General features: G+C 71.0%; 16 protein-coding genes. 10 read left to right on the plus strand and 6 right to left on the minus strand.

Features of this window, described 5'->3' with window-relative positions; all coding sequences use genetic code 11:
* Nucleotides 1-73: 73 nt before the first annotated feature.
* From pdxS to ACQEVZ_RS37885, 5 genes are all read left to right on the plus strand, one after another.
* Nucleotides 74-982: a pyridoxal 5'-phosphate synthase lyase subunit PdxS gene (gene pdxS, locus ACQEVZ_RS37865; RefSeq protein ID WP_344503508.1), complete on the plus strand. Its 909-nt coding sequence runs from the start codon at nucleotides 74-76 to the stop codon at nucleotides 980-982.
* Between the two features lie 8 nt (nucleotides 983-990).
* Nucleotides 991-1,647, plus strand: a complete 657-nt coding sequence (gene pdxT / locus ACQEVZ_RS37870) for a pyridoxal 5'-phosphate synthase glutaminase subunit PdxT (protein WP_433377190.1) — start codon at nucleotides 991-993, stop codon at nucleotides 1,645-1,647.
* Between the two features lie 3 nt (nucleotides 1,648-1,650).
* Entirely contained in the window at nucleotides 1,651-2,406 is a 756-nt protein-coding gene (locus ACQEVZ_RS37875; protein WP_344503509.1) for a YebC/PmpR family DNA-binding transcriptional regulator, read from the plus strand.
* Between the two features lie 114 nt (nucleotides 2,407-2,520).
* A complete protein-coding gene (locus ACQEVZ_RS37880; protein ID WP_433375571.1) occupies nucleotides 2,521-2,751 on the plus strand; it encodes a hypothetical protein in 231 nt (76 codons plus the stop codon).
* Nucleotides 2,748-3,155, plus strand: coding sequence for a PIN domain-containing protein (locus ACQEVZ_RS37885; protein WP_433375574.1), 408 nt, complete (start codon nucleotides 2,748-2,750; stop codon nucleotides 3,153-3,155). The genes ACQEVZ_RS37880 and ACQEVZ_RS37885 overlap by 4 nt, the downstream gene beginning before the upstream one ends.
* On the opposite strand, the gene ACQEVZ_RS37890 is transcribed toward ACQEVZ_RS37885, so the two are convergent.
* Entirely contained in the window at nucleotides 3,152-3,853 is a 702-nt protein-coding gene (locus ACQEVZ_RS37890; RefSeq protein WP_433375577.1) for a response regulator, read from the minus strand. The two genes, ACQEVZ_RS37885 and ACQEVZ_RS37890, sit on opposite strands and share 4 nt — an antisense overlap.
* A complete protein-coding gene (locus ACQEVZ_RS37895) occupies nucleotides 3,850-4,980 on the minus strand; it encodes a sensor histidine kinase (RefSeq protein ID WP_433377192.1) in 1,131 nt (376 codons plus the stop codon). The genes ACQEVZ_RS37890 and ACQEVZ_RS37895 overlap by 4 nt, the downstream gene beginning before the upstream one ends.
* Nucleotides 4,981-5,146: 166 nt before the next feature.
* Here ACQEVZ_RS37895 and ACQEVZ_RS37900 point away from each other — a divergent pair, with 166 nt between their 5' ends.
* A complete protein-coding gene (locus ACQEVZ_RS37900; protein ID WP_433375580.1) occupies nucleotides 5,147-6,424 on the plus strand; it encodes a hypothetical protein in 1,278 nt (425 codons plus the stop codon).
* 113 nt (nucleotides 6,425-6,537) lie between these two features.
* On the opposite strand, the gene ACQEVZ_RS37905 is transcribed toward ACQEVZ_RS37900, so the two are convergent.
* From ACQEVZ_RS37905 to ACQEVZ_RS37920, 4 genes are read right to left on the minus strand one after another with little or no spacing between them, the layout of a single operon-like run.
* Nucleotides 6,538-7,692, minus strand: coding sequence for a cytochrome P450 (locus ACQEVZ_RS37905; protein WP_433375583.1), 1,155 nt, complete (start codon nucleotides 7,690-7,692; stop codon nucleotides 6,538-6,540).
* Complete coding sequence (locus ACQEVZ_RS37910; protein WP_433375586.1) at nucleotides 7,689-9,338, minus strand: FAD-dependent oxidoreductase; 1,650 nt, start codon at nucleotides 9,336-9,338, stop codon at nucleotides 7,689-7,691. The genes ACQEVZ_RS37905 and ACQEVZ_RS37910 overlap by 4 nt, the downstream gene beginning before the upstream one ends.
* A gap of 34 nt (nucleotides 9,339-9,372) precedes the next feature.
* Complete coding sequence (locus tag ACQEVZ_RS37915) at nucleotides 9,373-10,377, minus strand: sensor histidine kinase (protein WP_433375589.1); 1,005 nt, start codon at nucleotides 10,375-10,377, stop codon at nucleotides 9,373-9,375.
* A 7-nt stretch (nucleotides 10,378-10,384) separates the two neighbouring features.
* Nucleotides 10,385-11,032: a response regulator transcription factor gene (locus ACQEVZ_RS37920; protein WP_344503517.1), complete on the minus strand. Its 648-nt coding sequence runs from the start codon at nucleotides 11,030-11,032 to the stop codon at nucleotides 10,385-10,387.
* Nucleotides 11,033-11,178: 146 nt separating this feature from the next.
* Here ACQEVZ_RS37920 and ACQEVZ_RS37925 point away from each other — a divergent pair, with 146 nt between their 5' ends.
* The 4 genes from ACQEVZ_RS37925 to ACQEVZ_RS37940 are packed head-to-tail and all read left to right on the plus strand — an operon-like array spanning nucleotide 11,179 to nucleotide 15,954.
* On the plus strand, nucleotides 11,179-11,790 hold the full coding sequence (locus tag ACQEVZ_RS37925; RefSeq protein ID WP_360564724.1) for a GtrA family protein: 612 nt from the start codon (nucleotides 11,179-11,181) through the stop codon (nucleotides 11,788-11,790).
* Nucleotides 11,684-12,856 (plus strand): glycosyltransferase, encoded by a 1,173-nt coding sequence (locus ACQEVZ_RS37930; RefSeq protein ID WP_344503519.1) that lies wholly within the window; start codon nucleotides 11,684-11,686, stop codon nucleotides 12,854-12,856. Before ACQEVZ_RS37925 ends, ACQEVZ_RS37930 begins: the two co-directional genes overlap by 107 nt.
* The gene (locus ACQEVZ_RS37935; protein WP_433375595.1) at nucleotides 12,846-14,450 is read left to right on the plus strand and encodes an ArnT family glycosyltransferase; all 1,605 of its coding nucleotides are present in this window, start codon (nucleotides 12,846-12,848) and stop codon (nucleotides 14,448-14,450) included. The genes ACQEVZ_RS37930 and ACQEVZ_RS37935 overlap by 11 nt, the downstream gene beginning before the upstream one ends.
* Nucleotides 14,451-14,466: 16 nt before the next feature.
* Complete coding sequence (locus tag ACQEVZ_RS37940; RefSeq protein WP_433375598.1) at nucleotides 14,467-15,954, plus strand: hypothetical protein; 1,488 nt, start codon at nucleotides 14,467-14,469, stop codon at nucleotides 15,952-15,954.
* Nucleotide 15,955: the final 1 nt, after the last annotated feature.

The raw sequence follows: 15,955 nt of genomic DNA on the forward strand, positions 1-15,955 counted from the left end.
ACGTCGGAACCTGTCACCCGGTCGGCGTAAACTCAAGGTGAATCCCGTTCAGCCCTGTGAGGAGTGCTTCGTCGTGTCCGAGTCGCCCACCACCAGCTCGTCAGTCACCGGCACCGCGCGGGTCAAGCGGGGCATGGCAGAGATGCTCAAGGGTGGCGTCATCATGGACGTCGTCACCCCCGAGCAGGCGAAGATCGCCGAGGACGCCGGCGCCGTCGCCGTCATGGCCCTGGAGCGCGTTCCCGCCGACATCCGGGCGCAGGGCGGGGTCTCCCGCATGAGCGACCCCGACATGATCGACGGCATCATCGCCGCCGTCTCGATCCCCGTCATGGCCAAGGCCCGCATCGGCCACTTCGTCGAGGCCCAGGTCCTGCAGGCGCTCGGCGTCGACTATGTCGACGAGTCCGAGGTGCTCACCCCGGCCGACTACAGCAACCACATCGACAAGTGGGCCTTCACCGTGCCGTTCGTCTGCGGCGCCACCAACCTCGGCGAGGCCCTGCGCCGCATCACCGAGGGCGCGGCCATGATCCGCTCCAAGGGTGAGGCCGGCACCGGCGACGTGTCCAACGCCACCACCCACATGCGCAAGATCCGTGGGGAGATCCGCAAGCTGACGTCGCTGCCCGAAGACGAGCTGTTCGTCGCCGCGAAGGAGCTGCAGGCGCCGTTCGAGCTGGTCAAGGAGGTCGCCGAGACCGGCAAGCTCCCGGTCGTGCTGTTCACCGCCGGCGGCATCGCCACCCCCGCCGACGCCGCCATGATGATGCAGCTCGGCGCCGAGGGCGTCTTCGTCGGCTCCGGCATCTTCAAGTCCGGCAACCCCGAGCAGCGCGCCGCCGCCATCGTCAAGGCCGTCACGTTCCACGACGACCCCGACGTCATCGCCAAGGTCTCCCGCGGCCTGGGTGAGGCCATGGTCGGCATCAACGTCGAGGAGATCCCGCAGCCGCACCGCCTCGCCGAGCGCGGCTGGTGACCGCCGGCATGATCATCGGTGTGCTCGCCCTCCAGGGCGATACGCGCGAACACCTGCACGCCCTGGCCGAGCTCGATGTCATCGCCCGTCCGGTGCGCCGCCCCGACGAGCTGGACTCGGTCGACGCGCTGGTCATCCCGGGCGGCGAGTCCACGGCGATGAGCAAGCTGGCGATCGAGTTCGGCATGACCGAGCCGCTGCGCAAGCGGCTGGCCGGCGGCATGCCCGCCTATGGCTCGTGCGCCGGCATGATCATGCTCGCCGGCACGATCCTGGACGGCCGCCCCGACCAGGTGCCCTTCGGCGGCATCGACATGACCGTCCGGCGCAATGCCTTCGGCAGGCAGGTCGACTCGTTCGAAGGTACGGTCGACATTTCGGACATTGAAGGAGGGTCGTTCTCGGCGGTCTTCATCCGCGCCCCGTGGGTCGAGGAGGTTGGACCGGGCGTGCGGGTGCTGGGTCGTGTCAGCGGGCGGTCCGGGCCTTCGGGCGAAGCCGCAAGGCCCGGACCGCCCGGACGTTCGGTCGCCGGTAGGATTGTCGCGGTTCGGCAGCAGCACCTGCTTGCCACCGCCTTCCACCCCGAGCTCACCGGCGACCTCCGAGTTCATCGGTACTTCGTGGAGATGGCGCGTGAGGCGGGCCAGACGACGGAGGGTTAGGCCATGTCCGGGCACTCAAAATGGGCGACGACCAAGCACAAGAAGGCGGTCATCGACGCCAAGCGAGGCAAGCTCTTCGCCCGCCTGATCAAGAACGTCGAGGTCGCCGCCCGCACCGGTGGTGGCGACCCGTCCGGTAACCCGACGCTCTTCGACGCCATCCAGAAGGCGAAGAAGAACTCGGTGCCCAACGACAACATCAACAACGCCGTCAAGCGGGGCTCCGGCCTCATCGGCGGCGGCGCCGACTGGCAGACCGCCATGTACGAGGGCTACGGCCCCAACGGCGTCGCCATCCTCATCGAGTGCCTCACGGACAACCGCAACCGCGCGGCGACCGAGGTCCGGGTCGCGCTCACCCGCAACGGCGGCAACCTCGCCGACGCCGGCAGCGTCTCGTACATGTTCACCCGGAAGGGTGTCATCATCGTGCCCAAGGCCGGCGAGCTGACCGAGGACGACCTGCTCCTCGCCGTCCTCGACGCGGGCGCCGAGGAGGTCAACGACCTCGGCGAGGCCTTCGAGATCATCAGCGAGGCGACCGACCTCGTGGCCGTCCGCACCGCCCTCCAGGACGCCGGCATCGACTACGAGTCGGCGGACTCCTCGTTCGTGCCGAGCGTGACCGTCCCCCTGGAGGAGGAGGGCGCCCGCAAGGTCTTCAAGCTGATCGACGCCCTCGACGACTGCGACGACGTCCAGAACGTCTACGCCAACTTCGACGTCTCCGACGAGGTCATGGCCCTCGTGGAGGCCTGATCTGTCCTGCCCGGCGCTCCGATCCGCTCTCGGGTCGGAGCGCCGTACCATTTCCGCAGGAAGACACGCGAATTGCACCTTGTGGCCCTACGGTGGCAATGTGAGGAGGTGACCATGACTGAGATCGCTGTGAACAAGTTGTCCGACCCCGGCATTGACCAGGATCTTCTGGCCGAGGCGCAACGCCACCTCGGCGGTGCCTCCGAGGTGGATGCGATGAATGCCGCACTGCTGCAGTACGTCGAGGGTTGGCGAGAGCGTCGGCGAAGCGCACTGAAACGTCTTCAGCAAATGTCGGACGAAGGCCTGTTTGACTACAGCGCCTTGGATGAGATCGACAAGTGAAATACCTCGTCGATACCAGCGCGCTCGTTAGGATTTTGCGTCGCCAGGTCGACCCAGTGTGGTTCGACGTTGTCGACCGCGGACTGATCTCCGTCTGTGTGCCGGTGCTCCTCGAAACGCTGTGCATCGCAGATGCCAAGGGGTATGCGGAGCTGGAACAGGATGTGCGGAATGCATGTCTCGCGATCGCCATGCCCGACGGCGTCTGGGATCTGGCCGCTGTCATCCATCAGGAGTTGGCATCGCACAGTGCGCACCATGGGCTGTCGGTGACCGATCTGCTTGTAGCGGCGACGGCGATCCGGTTGAAACTCGAGGTCCTGCACGAGGATGCCGACTTCGAGACGATGGCGCGGTTCGTGCCCGAGCTGCGCCAGCAGCGGGTCAGTGGCGAACCGGACTAAGGCGATCCGGAGCGGCCCGCGTCGCTGCCGGGGCGGACGAGGCCTGACTCGTAGGCGTAGACGACGGCCTGGACGCGGTCGCGGAGGGCGAGCTTCATCAGGACGCGGGCCACGTGGGTCTTCACCGTGGCCTCGCCGACCGTGAGGGCGGCGGCGATCTCGCCGTTGGACAGGCCGCGGGCCATGAGGCGCAGGACATCCGTCTCGCGCGGGGTGAGGTCGGCGAGCTCGGGTGGGGGCTGCGGGCCGGGGGTGCCGGCGTACGAGGCGATCACCCGCGTCGTGACCGCCGGGTCGAGGAGGGCCTCGCCGGCGGCGACCACGCGGATCGCGGTGATGAGGTGCTCGGGGGAGGAGACCTTCAGCAGGAAGCCGCTCGCGCCGGCGCGGAGGGCCTCGTACAGGTTGTCGTCGGTGTCGAACGTGGTGAGCACGATGATGCGGGGCGGGTTCGGGGCGGCGAGCAGGGCGCGGGTGGCGGCGAGGCCGTCCTGGCGGGGCATCGCGATGTCCATGAGGACCACGTCGGGGCGTAGCCGGCGGGTGAGGGTGACCGCCTCGACGCCGTCGCCGGCCTCGCCGACGACGTGCATGTCGGACTCGGTCTCGATGACCATGCGCAGGCCGGCGCGGACCATCCGCTGGTCGTCGGCGATGACCACGCTGATCTTCGAGGCGGGTGCGGGACCGGAGCTCATGACGTCACCAGCCGCGGCAGCCGGGCGTGGACGGCGAAGCCGCCGGAGGGGAGCGGGCCGGCGTCGAGGTCGCCGCCGAACAGGGTGACGCGCTCGCGCATGCCGATGAGACCCTGGCCGGAGCCGGGGGCCGCGACGGTGACGGGGCCGCCCTCGTCGACGACGGAGAGGTGGACGCCGTCGTCGGCGTAGCGCAGGGACACGGTGACCGCGGCGGGTCCGGCGTGTTTGAGCACGTTGGTCAGGGCCTCCTGCACGATGCGGTACGCCGAGAGGTCCGCGGCCGGCAGCAGCGTCACCGGCGTGCCCGAGCGGTGCAGGGTGACCGTCAGGCCGGCCTCGCGGACCTGGGTGAGCAGCTCGTCGAGGCGGTCGAGCCCGACCGGTGCCGCGGTGGTGCCGCCGGTGCCACCGGTGTCGCCCCGGAGCAGGCCGAGCGTGCGGCGCAGCTCGCCGACGGCGTCGCGGCCCGAGGACTCGATGTTGCGCAGCAGCTCGGCGTCGACGGTGAGGCCCGCGTCGAGGCGGCGGCGGACCACGCCCGCCTGGATGACCATGACGGTGACGCTGTGCGCGACCATGTCGTGCAGCTCGCGGGCGATCCGGACGCGCTCCTCCATGACCGCCTCGCGGACCCGCTGCTCACGGATCGCGGCGCGGGCGGTGGCGGCGTCGGCGCTCTGGCGATGCTGGACGCCGAAGACCGTGCCGAGGATCCACGGCGCGACGGGGAAGAAGAACGCGCCCATCGGGTCGGCCGGGTCGACCTGCCAGAAGACGCTGCCGGTCGCGACGGCGAGCAGCAGGCCGGCGACCCCGCGGGCGCGGGCGAGCCGGCCGGTGGTGCCGAGCAGCGGCACGTGCCGGCCGACCGTGTACGCCGCGATGATCATCGCGGCGAGCTGCCACAGGCGGTAGTTGACGATCTGGTCCGGATACCAGTACTTGAGGCCGCCGACGCAGCTGGCGAGCAGGCCCGTGAGCGGGACGGCCCGGCGCAGGGCCACCAGCGGCGCGAACCCGGCCAGCACGAACGGCCACCAGCCCCCGGGCTGGTGCGCGACCGCCTCCTCGGTCAGGGCGAACACCACGAACGCGCCCGTCAGCGCGAGATCTGCCCGCCTCATCTCCACGAGATGACCGTAAGCGGTCCCCGGCCGGGGATTCGCCCGTCCAAGGAATGACGGCCGGTCCCCCGCGCGGGGGAGGACGACTCCCTCGTCATGGTGGCGACCGGCGAGCCGGCTCATACGTACCTTGCTGGTCCAACATGGATTCGACAGGGGTACGGATATGCGGCTTCTTCTCTTCAGGCTCGTGCTCTTCCTCGCGCCCGCCTTCCTCGCCGTCGCCACGGCGGTCGACCCCGCCCTCGGCGAGGACCAGGGCGTCGGGATCTACCGGGCGCACCCCGACGCCATCCAGTGGCACTCGGTGCTGCTGCACTGGGCGTGGGTGCTGTTCGTGCCGGTGTTCCTCGGGCTCCTCGCACCGATTCGCCGCAGGGGCGCCGTGCTCGCGCGGATCGCGTGGTGCGCCGCGGTGTTCGGGCTCGTCACGTTCTCGGCGATGATGGCGTACGACCTGGCGATCCTCGCCATGGAGCAGACGCTGCCCGACGCCGACGTCAAACGCGCCGACGAGGTGTTCCAGTCGATGCAGTGGGCGGTGTGGGGCTGGCAGGTGCCGGGCCTGGCCGGCTGGGCGCTGGCGCTGCTGCTGACCCCGGTCGCGGCCGCCTACGCGAAGGTCATCTCCTGGTGGACGGCGGCCGCCGCGCTGCTGGGTTCGGTGCTGTACCTGCAGTTCGCGATCTCGCCGCTGCCGGTGAACCTCGCCGGGCCGGTCGTGATGCTGGTGGCGTACTGCTATGCCGGGTGGGAGATGGGCCGGCGGACCGACCCGTCCCGGGCGGACGAGCCGGCGACGTTCGGCGTGTTCAAGGACCGGGTGGGCCGCTTCGGGCTCGTCGCCGCGCCGGTCGTGTTCGGGGCGGGGCTGCTGACCGTGCCGGGGCTTTCGCCGGACATCGAGGAGTCGGTGCGGCAGCCGGACCTGGCGCAGGTGAGCGCGCTGTTCCTGCACTGGGCGTGGGTGCTGTTCGTGCCGGGGATGCTGCTGCTGATGCGCCGCGGCCGGCGGTTCACCAGCGTGGCGGCCGCCGTCACCGCGTTCGCGCTGATGCACTTCAGCGGGCTGATGGTCGGCGACTTCAGCGACCTCGCGGTCCGGCAGACGGTGCCGGCCGAGCTCGCGGCGAAGGTGACGGAGGCCTTCGGCGGGTATGCGCTGTTCGCGATCGGCTGGGCCGTGCCGGCCATGCTGGTGAGCCTGCTCGGCCTGATCGCGGTCCCGATCGGCGCCGCCGTCGACGGCCTGGTCCGCTGGTGGGTGCCGGTGCTGACGGGCCTGGGCGTCGTGGCGTTCCTCGCGGTGGGCGTCGGCCCGCTGTCGGTGCTCAGCCCGCTGCTCCTGCTCGCGGGCTACGGCCTGCTGGCCAAGGCCCTCCCGCCCCGCCCGCTGCAGGCGGCGACCCCCGCCCCCACGGCGGAGCCCCAACCCGCCGCGTGAGCGGACGGCCCGCGGCGCCGGCGACGGATGACGCCGGCGCCGCGACGCCCGGTTACTACAAAGAGCGTCCGGTCACTACAAAGAGCGCCTGGTCACTACAAAGAGCGCCGGGGTCATTGCAGGGCGACGCGGAGGTGGCGGGGGCCGCGCAGCACGGGGCTCGGCCGGTACTCCGGCGGGTCCTCCAGCAGGCGGGCCCGCGCCAGGACCGGAGCCAGCGCGCGCAGGGCCACCTGCGCCTCCAGGCGGGCCATCGGGGCGCCGAAGCAGTAGTGGATGCCGTCACCGAAGCCGAGATGCTGGACGGGCCGGCGGTCCGGGTCGAAGCGGTCCGGGTCGCTGACGTGGGCGGCGTCCCGGTTGCCGGCGGCGAGGAGCAGCGTGACGGTGGCGCCCCGTGGGATGGTGGTGCCGCCGATGGGGATGTCGTCGAGGGCGGTGCGCCACGGCAGGAACTGCACGGGCGGGTCCCAGCGCAGCACCTCCTCCACGAGGGGGATCGCGAAGGACGGGTCGTCGAGGAGTCGCTCGATCCAGCGGGGCTCGCGGAGCAGGACCAGCGAGGCGTTGGCGATGAGGTTGACCGTCGTCTCGTGGCCGGCGATGAGCAGCAGGAGCGCCGTGCCGACCAGCTCGTCGCGGGTCATCCGGCCGTCCGGGCCGTCGTCGTGGGCGAGGGAACGCAGCAGGCCCGGCTCGGGGTCGGCGTCGACGAGGTCGCCGAGGTAGTCCCCGAGCTCCCGGAAGGCCGGCGTGTCCCGCGGGTTCTCGGCGGCGGCCAGCGCGTGGTCGATCCACGCCTTGAAGCGCGGCTCGTCGGCGAGGGGCACGCCGAGCAGCTCGCAGATGACGAGGACCGGCAGCGGGTAGGCGAACTGGTCGACGAGGTCCGCGGTGGAGGCGGGCAGGTCGGCGATGAGCCGGTCGACGATGCCCTCGAAGGACTGCTGCAGGTCCGCGACGAAGGTCGGGCGGTGCGGCGGGCCGAACTGCCGGGTGGCGAGGCGGCGCAGGCGGTCGTGCTGGGGCGGGTCGGTCCGCAGGAAGCTCGGCGCCAGCCCGACCGGCTCGCGGTCGGGGTCGACGGCGGAGCTGATCCGCGGGTCGTGCAGCAGGGCGGAGATCTCCCGGAACGTGGTGACCAGCCACGTGCCGTCGGGTTCGCGGCCGACGGGGGTGCGGCGCAGCGACGTGTAGAGCGGGTAGGGGTTGTGGCGGTTCACCGGATCCAGGACCGCGCCGAACACGGAGCCGACGGAAGTGGTCATCGGGAACTCCTCAGGGAAGCGGACCGGGAGCTGGGATCGTGGCCGGTGACCACCACGGTCGCGTCGCGGGCCAGGAACTTGGGGTCGGGGACGTCGGCGGGGACGGGCACCATCGAGTCGGGCTGGTCGACGGTGGTGAAGTGCGGCGGGAACGGTGCCGCCTGCTCGATGAGCCGCGCGTAGAACGGCAGCCACTTGCCGTGGTTGAAGGTGACGGCGCCGGTGAGGCGTCCCTTGTACCCGTAGGCCGCGGCGAAGCGGCGGTCCGCCACGGAGCCCTGGGTGACGACGACCTCGTCGGAGAAGGTGGGCACGCCGACGGCCTTGATGTTGATGCCGAACTGCAGGGACCAGAAGGACGGCATGTGCAGGTGCGGCCAGCGGTCGGACTCGTCGCTGACCATGTTGTGGGCGGCGACCTCGGCCTGGGAGACGGCGTTCGCCCAGTGCTCCAGGGCCAGGAACTGGTAGCCGAACATCGCGTTCGGGGCGCGGGCGACGTCGCCGGCGACGAAGATGTCGTCGAGCACGAGGCCGTTGGCGTCGAAGGCGCGGCAGCCCGCGTCGCACGCGACGCCCCACTCGCCGACGGCGAGGCCGGAGTCGCGGAGCCACTCGATGTTGCGGACCCCGCCGAGCGCGGCGACGACGACCGCGACGTCGGCGACCGTGCCGTCGGAGAAGCGGGCCCGGCGCACGCGGCCGTCGGCGTCGCCCTCGATCGACTCGACGGTGATGCCGCAGCGCAGGTCGACGCCGTGCTCGCGCTGCACCTCGGCGGCGACGGCACCGATGACCCCGCCGAGCGCGCCGGCCAGGGGCGTCGCGGCGGCCTCGGCGACGATGACGTCCAGCCCCATCGACCGGCAGGTGGAGGCGATCTCCGAGCCGGTGAAGCCCGCGCCGATGACGAGGACGCGTGGTGTGGGGCCGGCGTCGCGCGGCTCGAGCGGACCCGGGACCGCCTCGCTGAGGTGGGCGGCGGCGCCGTACGGCGCGAGGAAGGCGAGCCGCTCGTGCAGGCGCACCGCGTCGTCGCGGGTGCGGAGCACGAACATGCCGTCCAGGGCGGCCTCGACCGGGTCGTGCCACGACCGGGCGCGGACGCCGGTGGTGATCAGCAGCCGGTCGAACGGCACCGACGAGCCGTCATCGAGCTGGACCCGGCGGGCGGCGAGGTCGAGGCCGATCGCGTTGACCCCGAGCCGCCAGCTGGCGTCGAGGTCCGGGCGTGGCAGGGCGGTCGCGTCCGGCGCGACCTGGCCGCTGAGGGCCTGCTTCGACAGCGGCGGCCGGTCGTACGGCTCGCAGGACTCGCCGTCGATGAGCGTGAGGGACCCGGTGAACCCCTCCTCGCGCAGCGCCTCGGCGGCCCGCAGCCCGGCGAGGGACGCGCCGACGACGACGATGCGGGACGGGCGGTCCACGACGTGCACGGGTGGCATGTCCTGCACGGAGAGCCGGTCGATCTGGATCGCCTGGACGGGGCACGCGGCCGCTGCCCGCTGGACGCGTTCGCGCTGGTCCTCGGCGGGGGCGGGGTCGTACATGAGGGCCTCGTCGCCCTGCATCCGAAACGAGGAGGGCGCCAGGAAGGCGCACTGGGCGTACCCCTGACACTTGGTGAGATCAACTACCACGCGCATGCCCCAACGGTCAGCCGGACCCGGCGGCGGTGCCTCACCCCGAGAGGACGGCGGGGGAACTGGGCAGGATCGCGCGGACGACGGTGCCGGCACCCGGCGCGCTCATCACGTCGAGGGTGCCGCCGACCAGCTCGGCCCGCTCCCGCATGGACCGCAGCCCGAGCCGGCCCGGCGCCCCCGCGGTGAGGGGCAGGAACCCGACGCCGTCGTCGACGACCTCCAGGACCACGCGGGTGTCGTCGCCGGCGAGCCGGACGGTGACCTGCGAGGCGCCGGCGTGCCGGGCGGCGTTGCCGAGGGCCTCGAGGGCGATGCGGTACAGGGTCTCCTCCACCTGCGGGCTGACCGCCGGCTCGGCGTCCAGCTGCAGCCCCCACCCGGGCGGGACGGCGCCGGTGCCGGGCGCGAAGTGCAGCGCGTCGACGATGCGCCGCAGCGCCGCGGCGAGCCCCGCGCCGACGAGCGTCTCCGGGCGCAGCCGCACGATGATGCCGCGCAGGTCGCTGAGGCCGGCGCTGGCCGTCTCCTGGATCCAGGCGAGGGAGGCGCGGGCGTTGACGGGGTCGCCGTGGACGAGCTCGGCGGCGGTGCCGGCCCCGAGGCTGATGCCGTAGAGGGTCTGCACCACCGAGTCGTGCAGGTCCCTCGCGAGGCGTTCGCGCTCCCGGGTCGCCTGTGTCTCGCCGGTACCGATGGCGAGCGCGGCGACCGCGGCGAAGGCCTCGAGGCGGCGCGGTGGCGGAGGGCGGCGCCGGCCGGCGGCGACGAGCACGCCGGGGACCCCGCCGTGCCCGGGCATCGGCACGCAGCTGACGGTGCCCCGCAGCACCACCCGCCCGCCCCGCATCGCGACGGCGGCGAGCGCGGCGAGGTCCGGCAGCGGCGGGCCGGAGCTCACCCGGACGGCACCCGCGGCGTCGACGACGAGGACCGCCGCCGCCGGAAGGGCGCGCCGGGCGCGGTCGCACACCGAGTGGAGCACCTCGTCGACCGGGGCGCCGGCGCGCAGCAGCGCGTGCAGCGCCGCTATGTGTCTCAACGGTGCCTCAGCTCGGGGCCGCCGCGTGGACCGGCACGAGCCCGACCCGCATGGCGTAGAGGGCGGCCTGGGTGCGGCTCTCGGCGTTGAGCTTCTGCAGGATGTTGCTCACGTGCGTCTTCACCGTCTGCGGCGCGATGTGCAGCTCCCGGGCGATCTGCCCGTTGGCCCGGCCGCGGGCCAGCAGCACCAGGACCTCCTCCTCCCGGCGGGTGAGCTGCGGCGGGGCCGTCGGCACGTGGACGTCCCGGACGAGCCGGGCCGCGACCGCCGGCGACAGCTGCACCTGACCCGCGGCGGCGGCGCGGACCGCGCGGTGCAGCTCCTCGGAGGAGGTGTCCTTCAGCAGGTACCCGACCGCGCCGGCGTGCAGGGCGTCGGCGATGAGCTGCGGCTCCAGGTAGCCGCTGAGGGCGACGACCTCGACCCCGGGCAGCTCACGGCGGATCACGGTGGTCGCGGAGATACCGTCGAGGACCGGCATGAGCAGATCCATGAGGACGAGGTCGGGGCGCAGCTCGTGGGCCAGGCGCACCGCCTCGCGGCCGTCCGCGGCGAACCCGACGGTCTCCAGGTCGCCGCTGAGGGACAGGAAGCCGCGCAGGCCCTCACGGACCATCGCGTGGTCGTCGGCGATCAAGATCTTGATACTCATCGCCGCGCGCTATACCCCGGTGCGGCGTCGAATCACCACGTCCCCGGTCCCGTTCGGCCTACGCCAAATGGGGGAGGACGAAGGTCGCCGCCGCCCACCGACCGTGGCCCGATGTAAGGCGCGCCCGGGACGGGCATCGTTGCACCGTGACGCCCAACTTGCGCCGGCTGGGCCGGTTTTCGCTGGTGGGAGCCGGCGGTGTGGTGGTCAACAACGGCGCGTTGCTCGTGCTGCACGGGGTGCTCGGACTGGCGCTGCTGCCCGCCACCGTCGCCTCGGTCGAGCTCGCGCTGGTCACCAACTACGTGCTGCACGAGCTCTGGACGTTCCGCCGCCGCCGGTTGTCGCTGCAGCGGTTCGCCTACTTCAGCCTGGCCGGCCTCGCTGCACTGCCGGTCAACGTCGTCGCGGTCCAGCTGCTGGTCGCGCTCGGGATGCACTACCTGCCCGCGAACCTCATCGGCATCGTGGCCGGGTTCGCAGTCAACTTCGCCGTCAGCTCGAAGTGGATTTGGAGTGAACGCACCGATGGAACAGCTGGTGTTGACCATTCTCACCCTGATCTCGCTGGTGCTGACAGTGCAGGCGGCGCACGCGTTGTACCTCATGATCTACACGTGGGACCAGCCCGAGGCGGGCGACCGGGCGCGGGTGCCAGATCAACGTGCTACGCCGGCACTCTCCTTCACCGCCATCCTCCCGGCACGCCACGAGGAGGAGGTCATCCAGCACACCATCGCCCGCGCCGCGTCCGCTGACTACCCGCCGCACCTGGTGCAGATCCTCGTGGTCTGCTCCGCCGACGACGTCGGCACGATCGAGCAGGCACAGGCGCAGGTGAACCGGCTGCGCGCGATGGGCCGCACCAACGTCGAGGTGGTCGTGTTCGACGACGGTCCGATCAACAAGCCGCACGGGCTCAACACCGCGCTGCGGTATGCCACCAACGACGTCGTGGCGATCTTCGACGCCGAGGACGAGGTCCAGCCGCAGCTGTTCGACATCGTCAACACCATCATGTTGGGCGAGGACGTCGGCTGCGTGCAGGCCGGCGTGCAGCTGATGAACTTCGACTCCAACTGGTATTCGACGTTCAACGTGCTGGAGTACTTCTTCTGGTTCCGCAGCCGGCTGCACTACCACGCGAAGAACGGCGCGATCCCGCTCGGCGGCAACACCGTGTTCTTCAAGCGGGACCTGATCGAGCGCCTCGGCGGCTGGGACGAGTCGAACCTGACCGAGGACGCCGACATCGGCCTGCGCCTCTCCAGCATGGGGGAGAAGGTCCGGGTCGTCTACGACGACCGTTACGTCACGAAGGAGGAGACGCCACCGACGCTGCAGAGCTTCATCAAGCAGCGGACCCGGTGGTGTCAAGGCTTCATGCAGACCCTCGGCAAGGGCACCTGGAAGCTCATGCCGACCCGCCGGCAGCGGTTCCTCGCCTGGTACACCCTGGCGTTCCCGCACGTGCAGGCGATGCTCGGGGTGTACCTGCCGGTGGCGCTGCTCAGCGCGTTCGTGCTGAGCGTGCCGGTGCCGGTGGCCATGATGTCGTGGCTGCCGGTGCTCCTGCTCGGCGCGCACTTCGTGATGAGCGTCGTCGGCCTGTACGAGTTCACCGGAGCGCACGGGCTGAAGGCCACCCCCGGCACGGTCGTGAAGATGGCGATCACCTGGTTCCCGTACCAGATGGTGCTGTCCTACGCGGCGGCGCGCGCCCTGTGGCGGCAGGTCAAGGGCGAACGCAACTGGGAGAAGACGGCCCACGTCGGTGCGCACCGCACCGCGGCGGAGACGGCGGAGCTGACCAATGTCGGCTGACACCCTGCAGCGGCCGGCGAGCCCGGCGGCGCCGACACCGAAGAAGCCGCAGACCCGCGGCTGGCCGCTCATCATCCTGAGCCTGGTGATCGGGCTGGTGACGCACGGCTGGAACATGTTCCGCTACCCGCTGTACCTCACCGACGAGGGCATCTACATGGAGCAGGCGTGGTCCGTGCTCCACATGGGCAAGCTGTCGCCCTACACGTATTTCTACGACCACGCGCCGATGGGCTGGCTCACGATCGCGGGCTGGGTCGCGATCCTGCCCGGCGGCTTCAGCGCCTTCGGCAACGCGATCAACACCGGGCGCGTCCTGATGCTGATCGTGCACCTGGTGTCGGTGTTCCTGCTGTACGAGACGATCCGGCGCTACACCGGCAGCAAGGCCGGCGGGTTCCTCGCGGCGTTCGTGTTCAACGTGTCGCCGCTCGGCGTGTACTACCAGCGCCAGGTGCTGCTGGACAACCTGATGATGTTCTGGATCCTGCTGGGCCTGTACCTGCTGGCCCGCAAGGACGGGCGGATCGTCAGCGCGATGGCCGCCGGGACGTGCTTCGGCCTGGCGCTCGTCACGAAGGAGAACGCGCTGTTCATCCTGCCGGGCTGCGCGTACCTGCTGCACCGCACGGTGAAGGAGCAGTCGAACCGGCGCTTCGGGCTGTCGTTCTGGTGGTTCGCCGCGCTCGCCCCGGTCGTCGGCTACCTGCTCTACGCACAGATCAAGAACGAGCTGTTCCCGGAGGGGTTCAACTTCAACCTCGCCGCCGCCACCCCCGGCGACCACGTGTCGCTGCTCTACACCGTGTGGTGGCAGCTGCACCGCAACTCCAACAGCAGCAACGGCCTGTCGTTCACCAGCCTGCTCCAGGACAGCTGGCTGTTCAAGGACCGCCACCTGCTCATCGCCGGCACCGCGGCGACGCTGCTCGCCCTCTTCGCCGGCCGCAACAACAAACGGCTGCGAGGGCCGATGCTGGCGTGCGCGCTGATGGCCGTCGGCTACGGCTTCTACCTGACCCGCAGCGCCCTGCTCGACTTCTACATCGCGCCGATGGTCCCGCTGTTCGCGCTCAACCTCGGGATGTTCTTCGGCTGGCTCACCCGGCGCACGAAGCCGGCCGGCGCGGCGGTGCTCGTCGCCTGCCTGCTGGTGCCGGTGCTCGTCATGCCGGGCGGGTTCCTCGTCAAGTACAACACCAGGGGTCAGCTGGAGTTCAGCGACGCCTACCGGCTGCCGCTGACCCGCCTGCAGGAGCAGCAGGTCGCGTGGATCAAGACGAACGTGTCACCGAACGCGAAGCTCATCATCGACGACGACATCTGGGTCGCGCTGCACGACAACGACCCGCCGTACAAGTACGCCTACCCGCACTACAAGGCCACGTCCGACCCGGACGTGCGGGACAAGGTCTTCGCCTCCAGCTGGCAGAACGTCGACTACGTCGTGATGTCGAACAAGATGCGCGACGCACTCGAGCGCGGCGGCGAGACCTGGATCCTCGAGGCGATCGACCAACACGGGACACCCGTCTGGCAGGCGACCCGCGGCGACGTCTCACTACAGATCATCAAGATCGGTGCAACCTCGTGAGCGAGCGGGAGTGACGATGCAAACCCTGAAGCGCCGGCTGGCACCGGCGAAACGCCGTTCGGCAGCGGCGAAACGCCGCCGGCGGGTGTCCCGGCCGAAGATCTCCGGCCGCCGGCTGCTGATCGCCGCGGTCGCCGCGTTCCTGCTGATCAGCGTCGGTCGTTCGGTGCTGCCGGCGCTGGGTATCGAAACACCGAAGATGCCGTCGTTCGGCGGCGGCGGCGGCGACACGCCGACGGCGCCGGTGACCAAGGCACCGAAGGCGCCGACCGTCGACCTCAACGGGGTCATGGTGCACGGTGGCGGCGATCCGATGGTCACGCTGAACCCTGGCCTGGTGCGGCTCGGCGGCTCGGTCACGGCCAGCGGGTCCGGCTTCGACCAGGGGTCCATGGTCGACGTGTTCCTCGGGCCGTCCTCGTCCGGGGCGCAGCCGTCCAAGGGCGCCGCCAAGAACGCCAAACCCGTCCAGGTCGGCACCGCGAAGGCCGGCAAGTACGGCATCTTCACGGTGAACTTCTCGTTCCCCACCAAGATGACCACGCCCGTGCTGGAGGTGACCGCACAGGCGCGCGGCAGCGACAAGGTCGCCAAGGCCGAGGCGGCCGTCGCTCAGGGCGCCGGGCAGGCGACGCTGTCCGCCATAGTCGGCAAGCCCGGCGACGTCGTCAACCTGACGGTGAAGGGCTTCTCCCCGGGCGAGCAGCTGCTGGTCTACTGGGGGCGGATCAATGGTGACCCCACCCTCACCCTCAAGGCCGACGAGGATGGCTCGGTGGGTAAGACGCCGATCAAAGTCGGGGTCACGGCGGTAGGGACGACCAGTCTGGTGGTCGTGGGCAAGACGAGTGGGGCGGCGGCGAGCGCGCCGTTCCAGGTGCTGCGGCTGTACCCGTCGATCAAGCTCGCGCCCTACGCGGTGAAGGCGACCCAGTCGATCACCTTCTCCGGCGCCGGGTTCGCGCCGGGCGAGCGGGTCCTGGTGCGGCTGAACTCCGCCGGCGGGCAGCCGGTCATGGCGGTGCCGACCGACGGCGCCGGAACCTTCAAGGGCGCCGGGCTCACCATGCCGTACCAGCTCAAGGGCGCCCAGTCGCTGGTCTTCATCGGCGAGCAGAGCCGGGCGGCGGCGTCCACGGGGTTCACGATCCTGCCCTACATGCCGCAGGCCCGGACGAACGCCTACGGCGGCCTGCCCGGCACGGTCGTCAACTTCTACGCCACGCAGTTCGCGCCGAACGAGGCCGTGCACGTCTACGCGAAGACGTCCAAGGGCGCGAAGGGTGAGCTCGTGTCCGCGTTCCGGGTCAACAAGGCCGGCACCGCCCGCGCCGTCGGGCAGTACACGATCCCCGGCAACACCGAGAACAGTGTCATCTTCGAGCTGAGGGGGCAGCTCAGCGGCTCGACCGCGACCGTCAACTTCAAGGTCGACTCCTCCGGCGGCCCGGTCGACATCCCGACGCCGAAGCCGTACGTGCTGCCGAAGGACTTGGAGAAGTAGC

This window comes from Dactylosporangium sp. CA-152071, assembly GCF_050936335.1.
In the GTDB taxonomy this organism is placed as follows: domain Bacteria; phylum Actinomycetota; class Actinomycetes; order Mycobacteriales; family Micromonosporaceae; genus Dactylosporangium; species Dactylosporangium maewongense.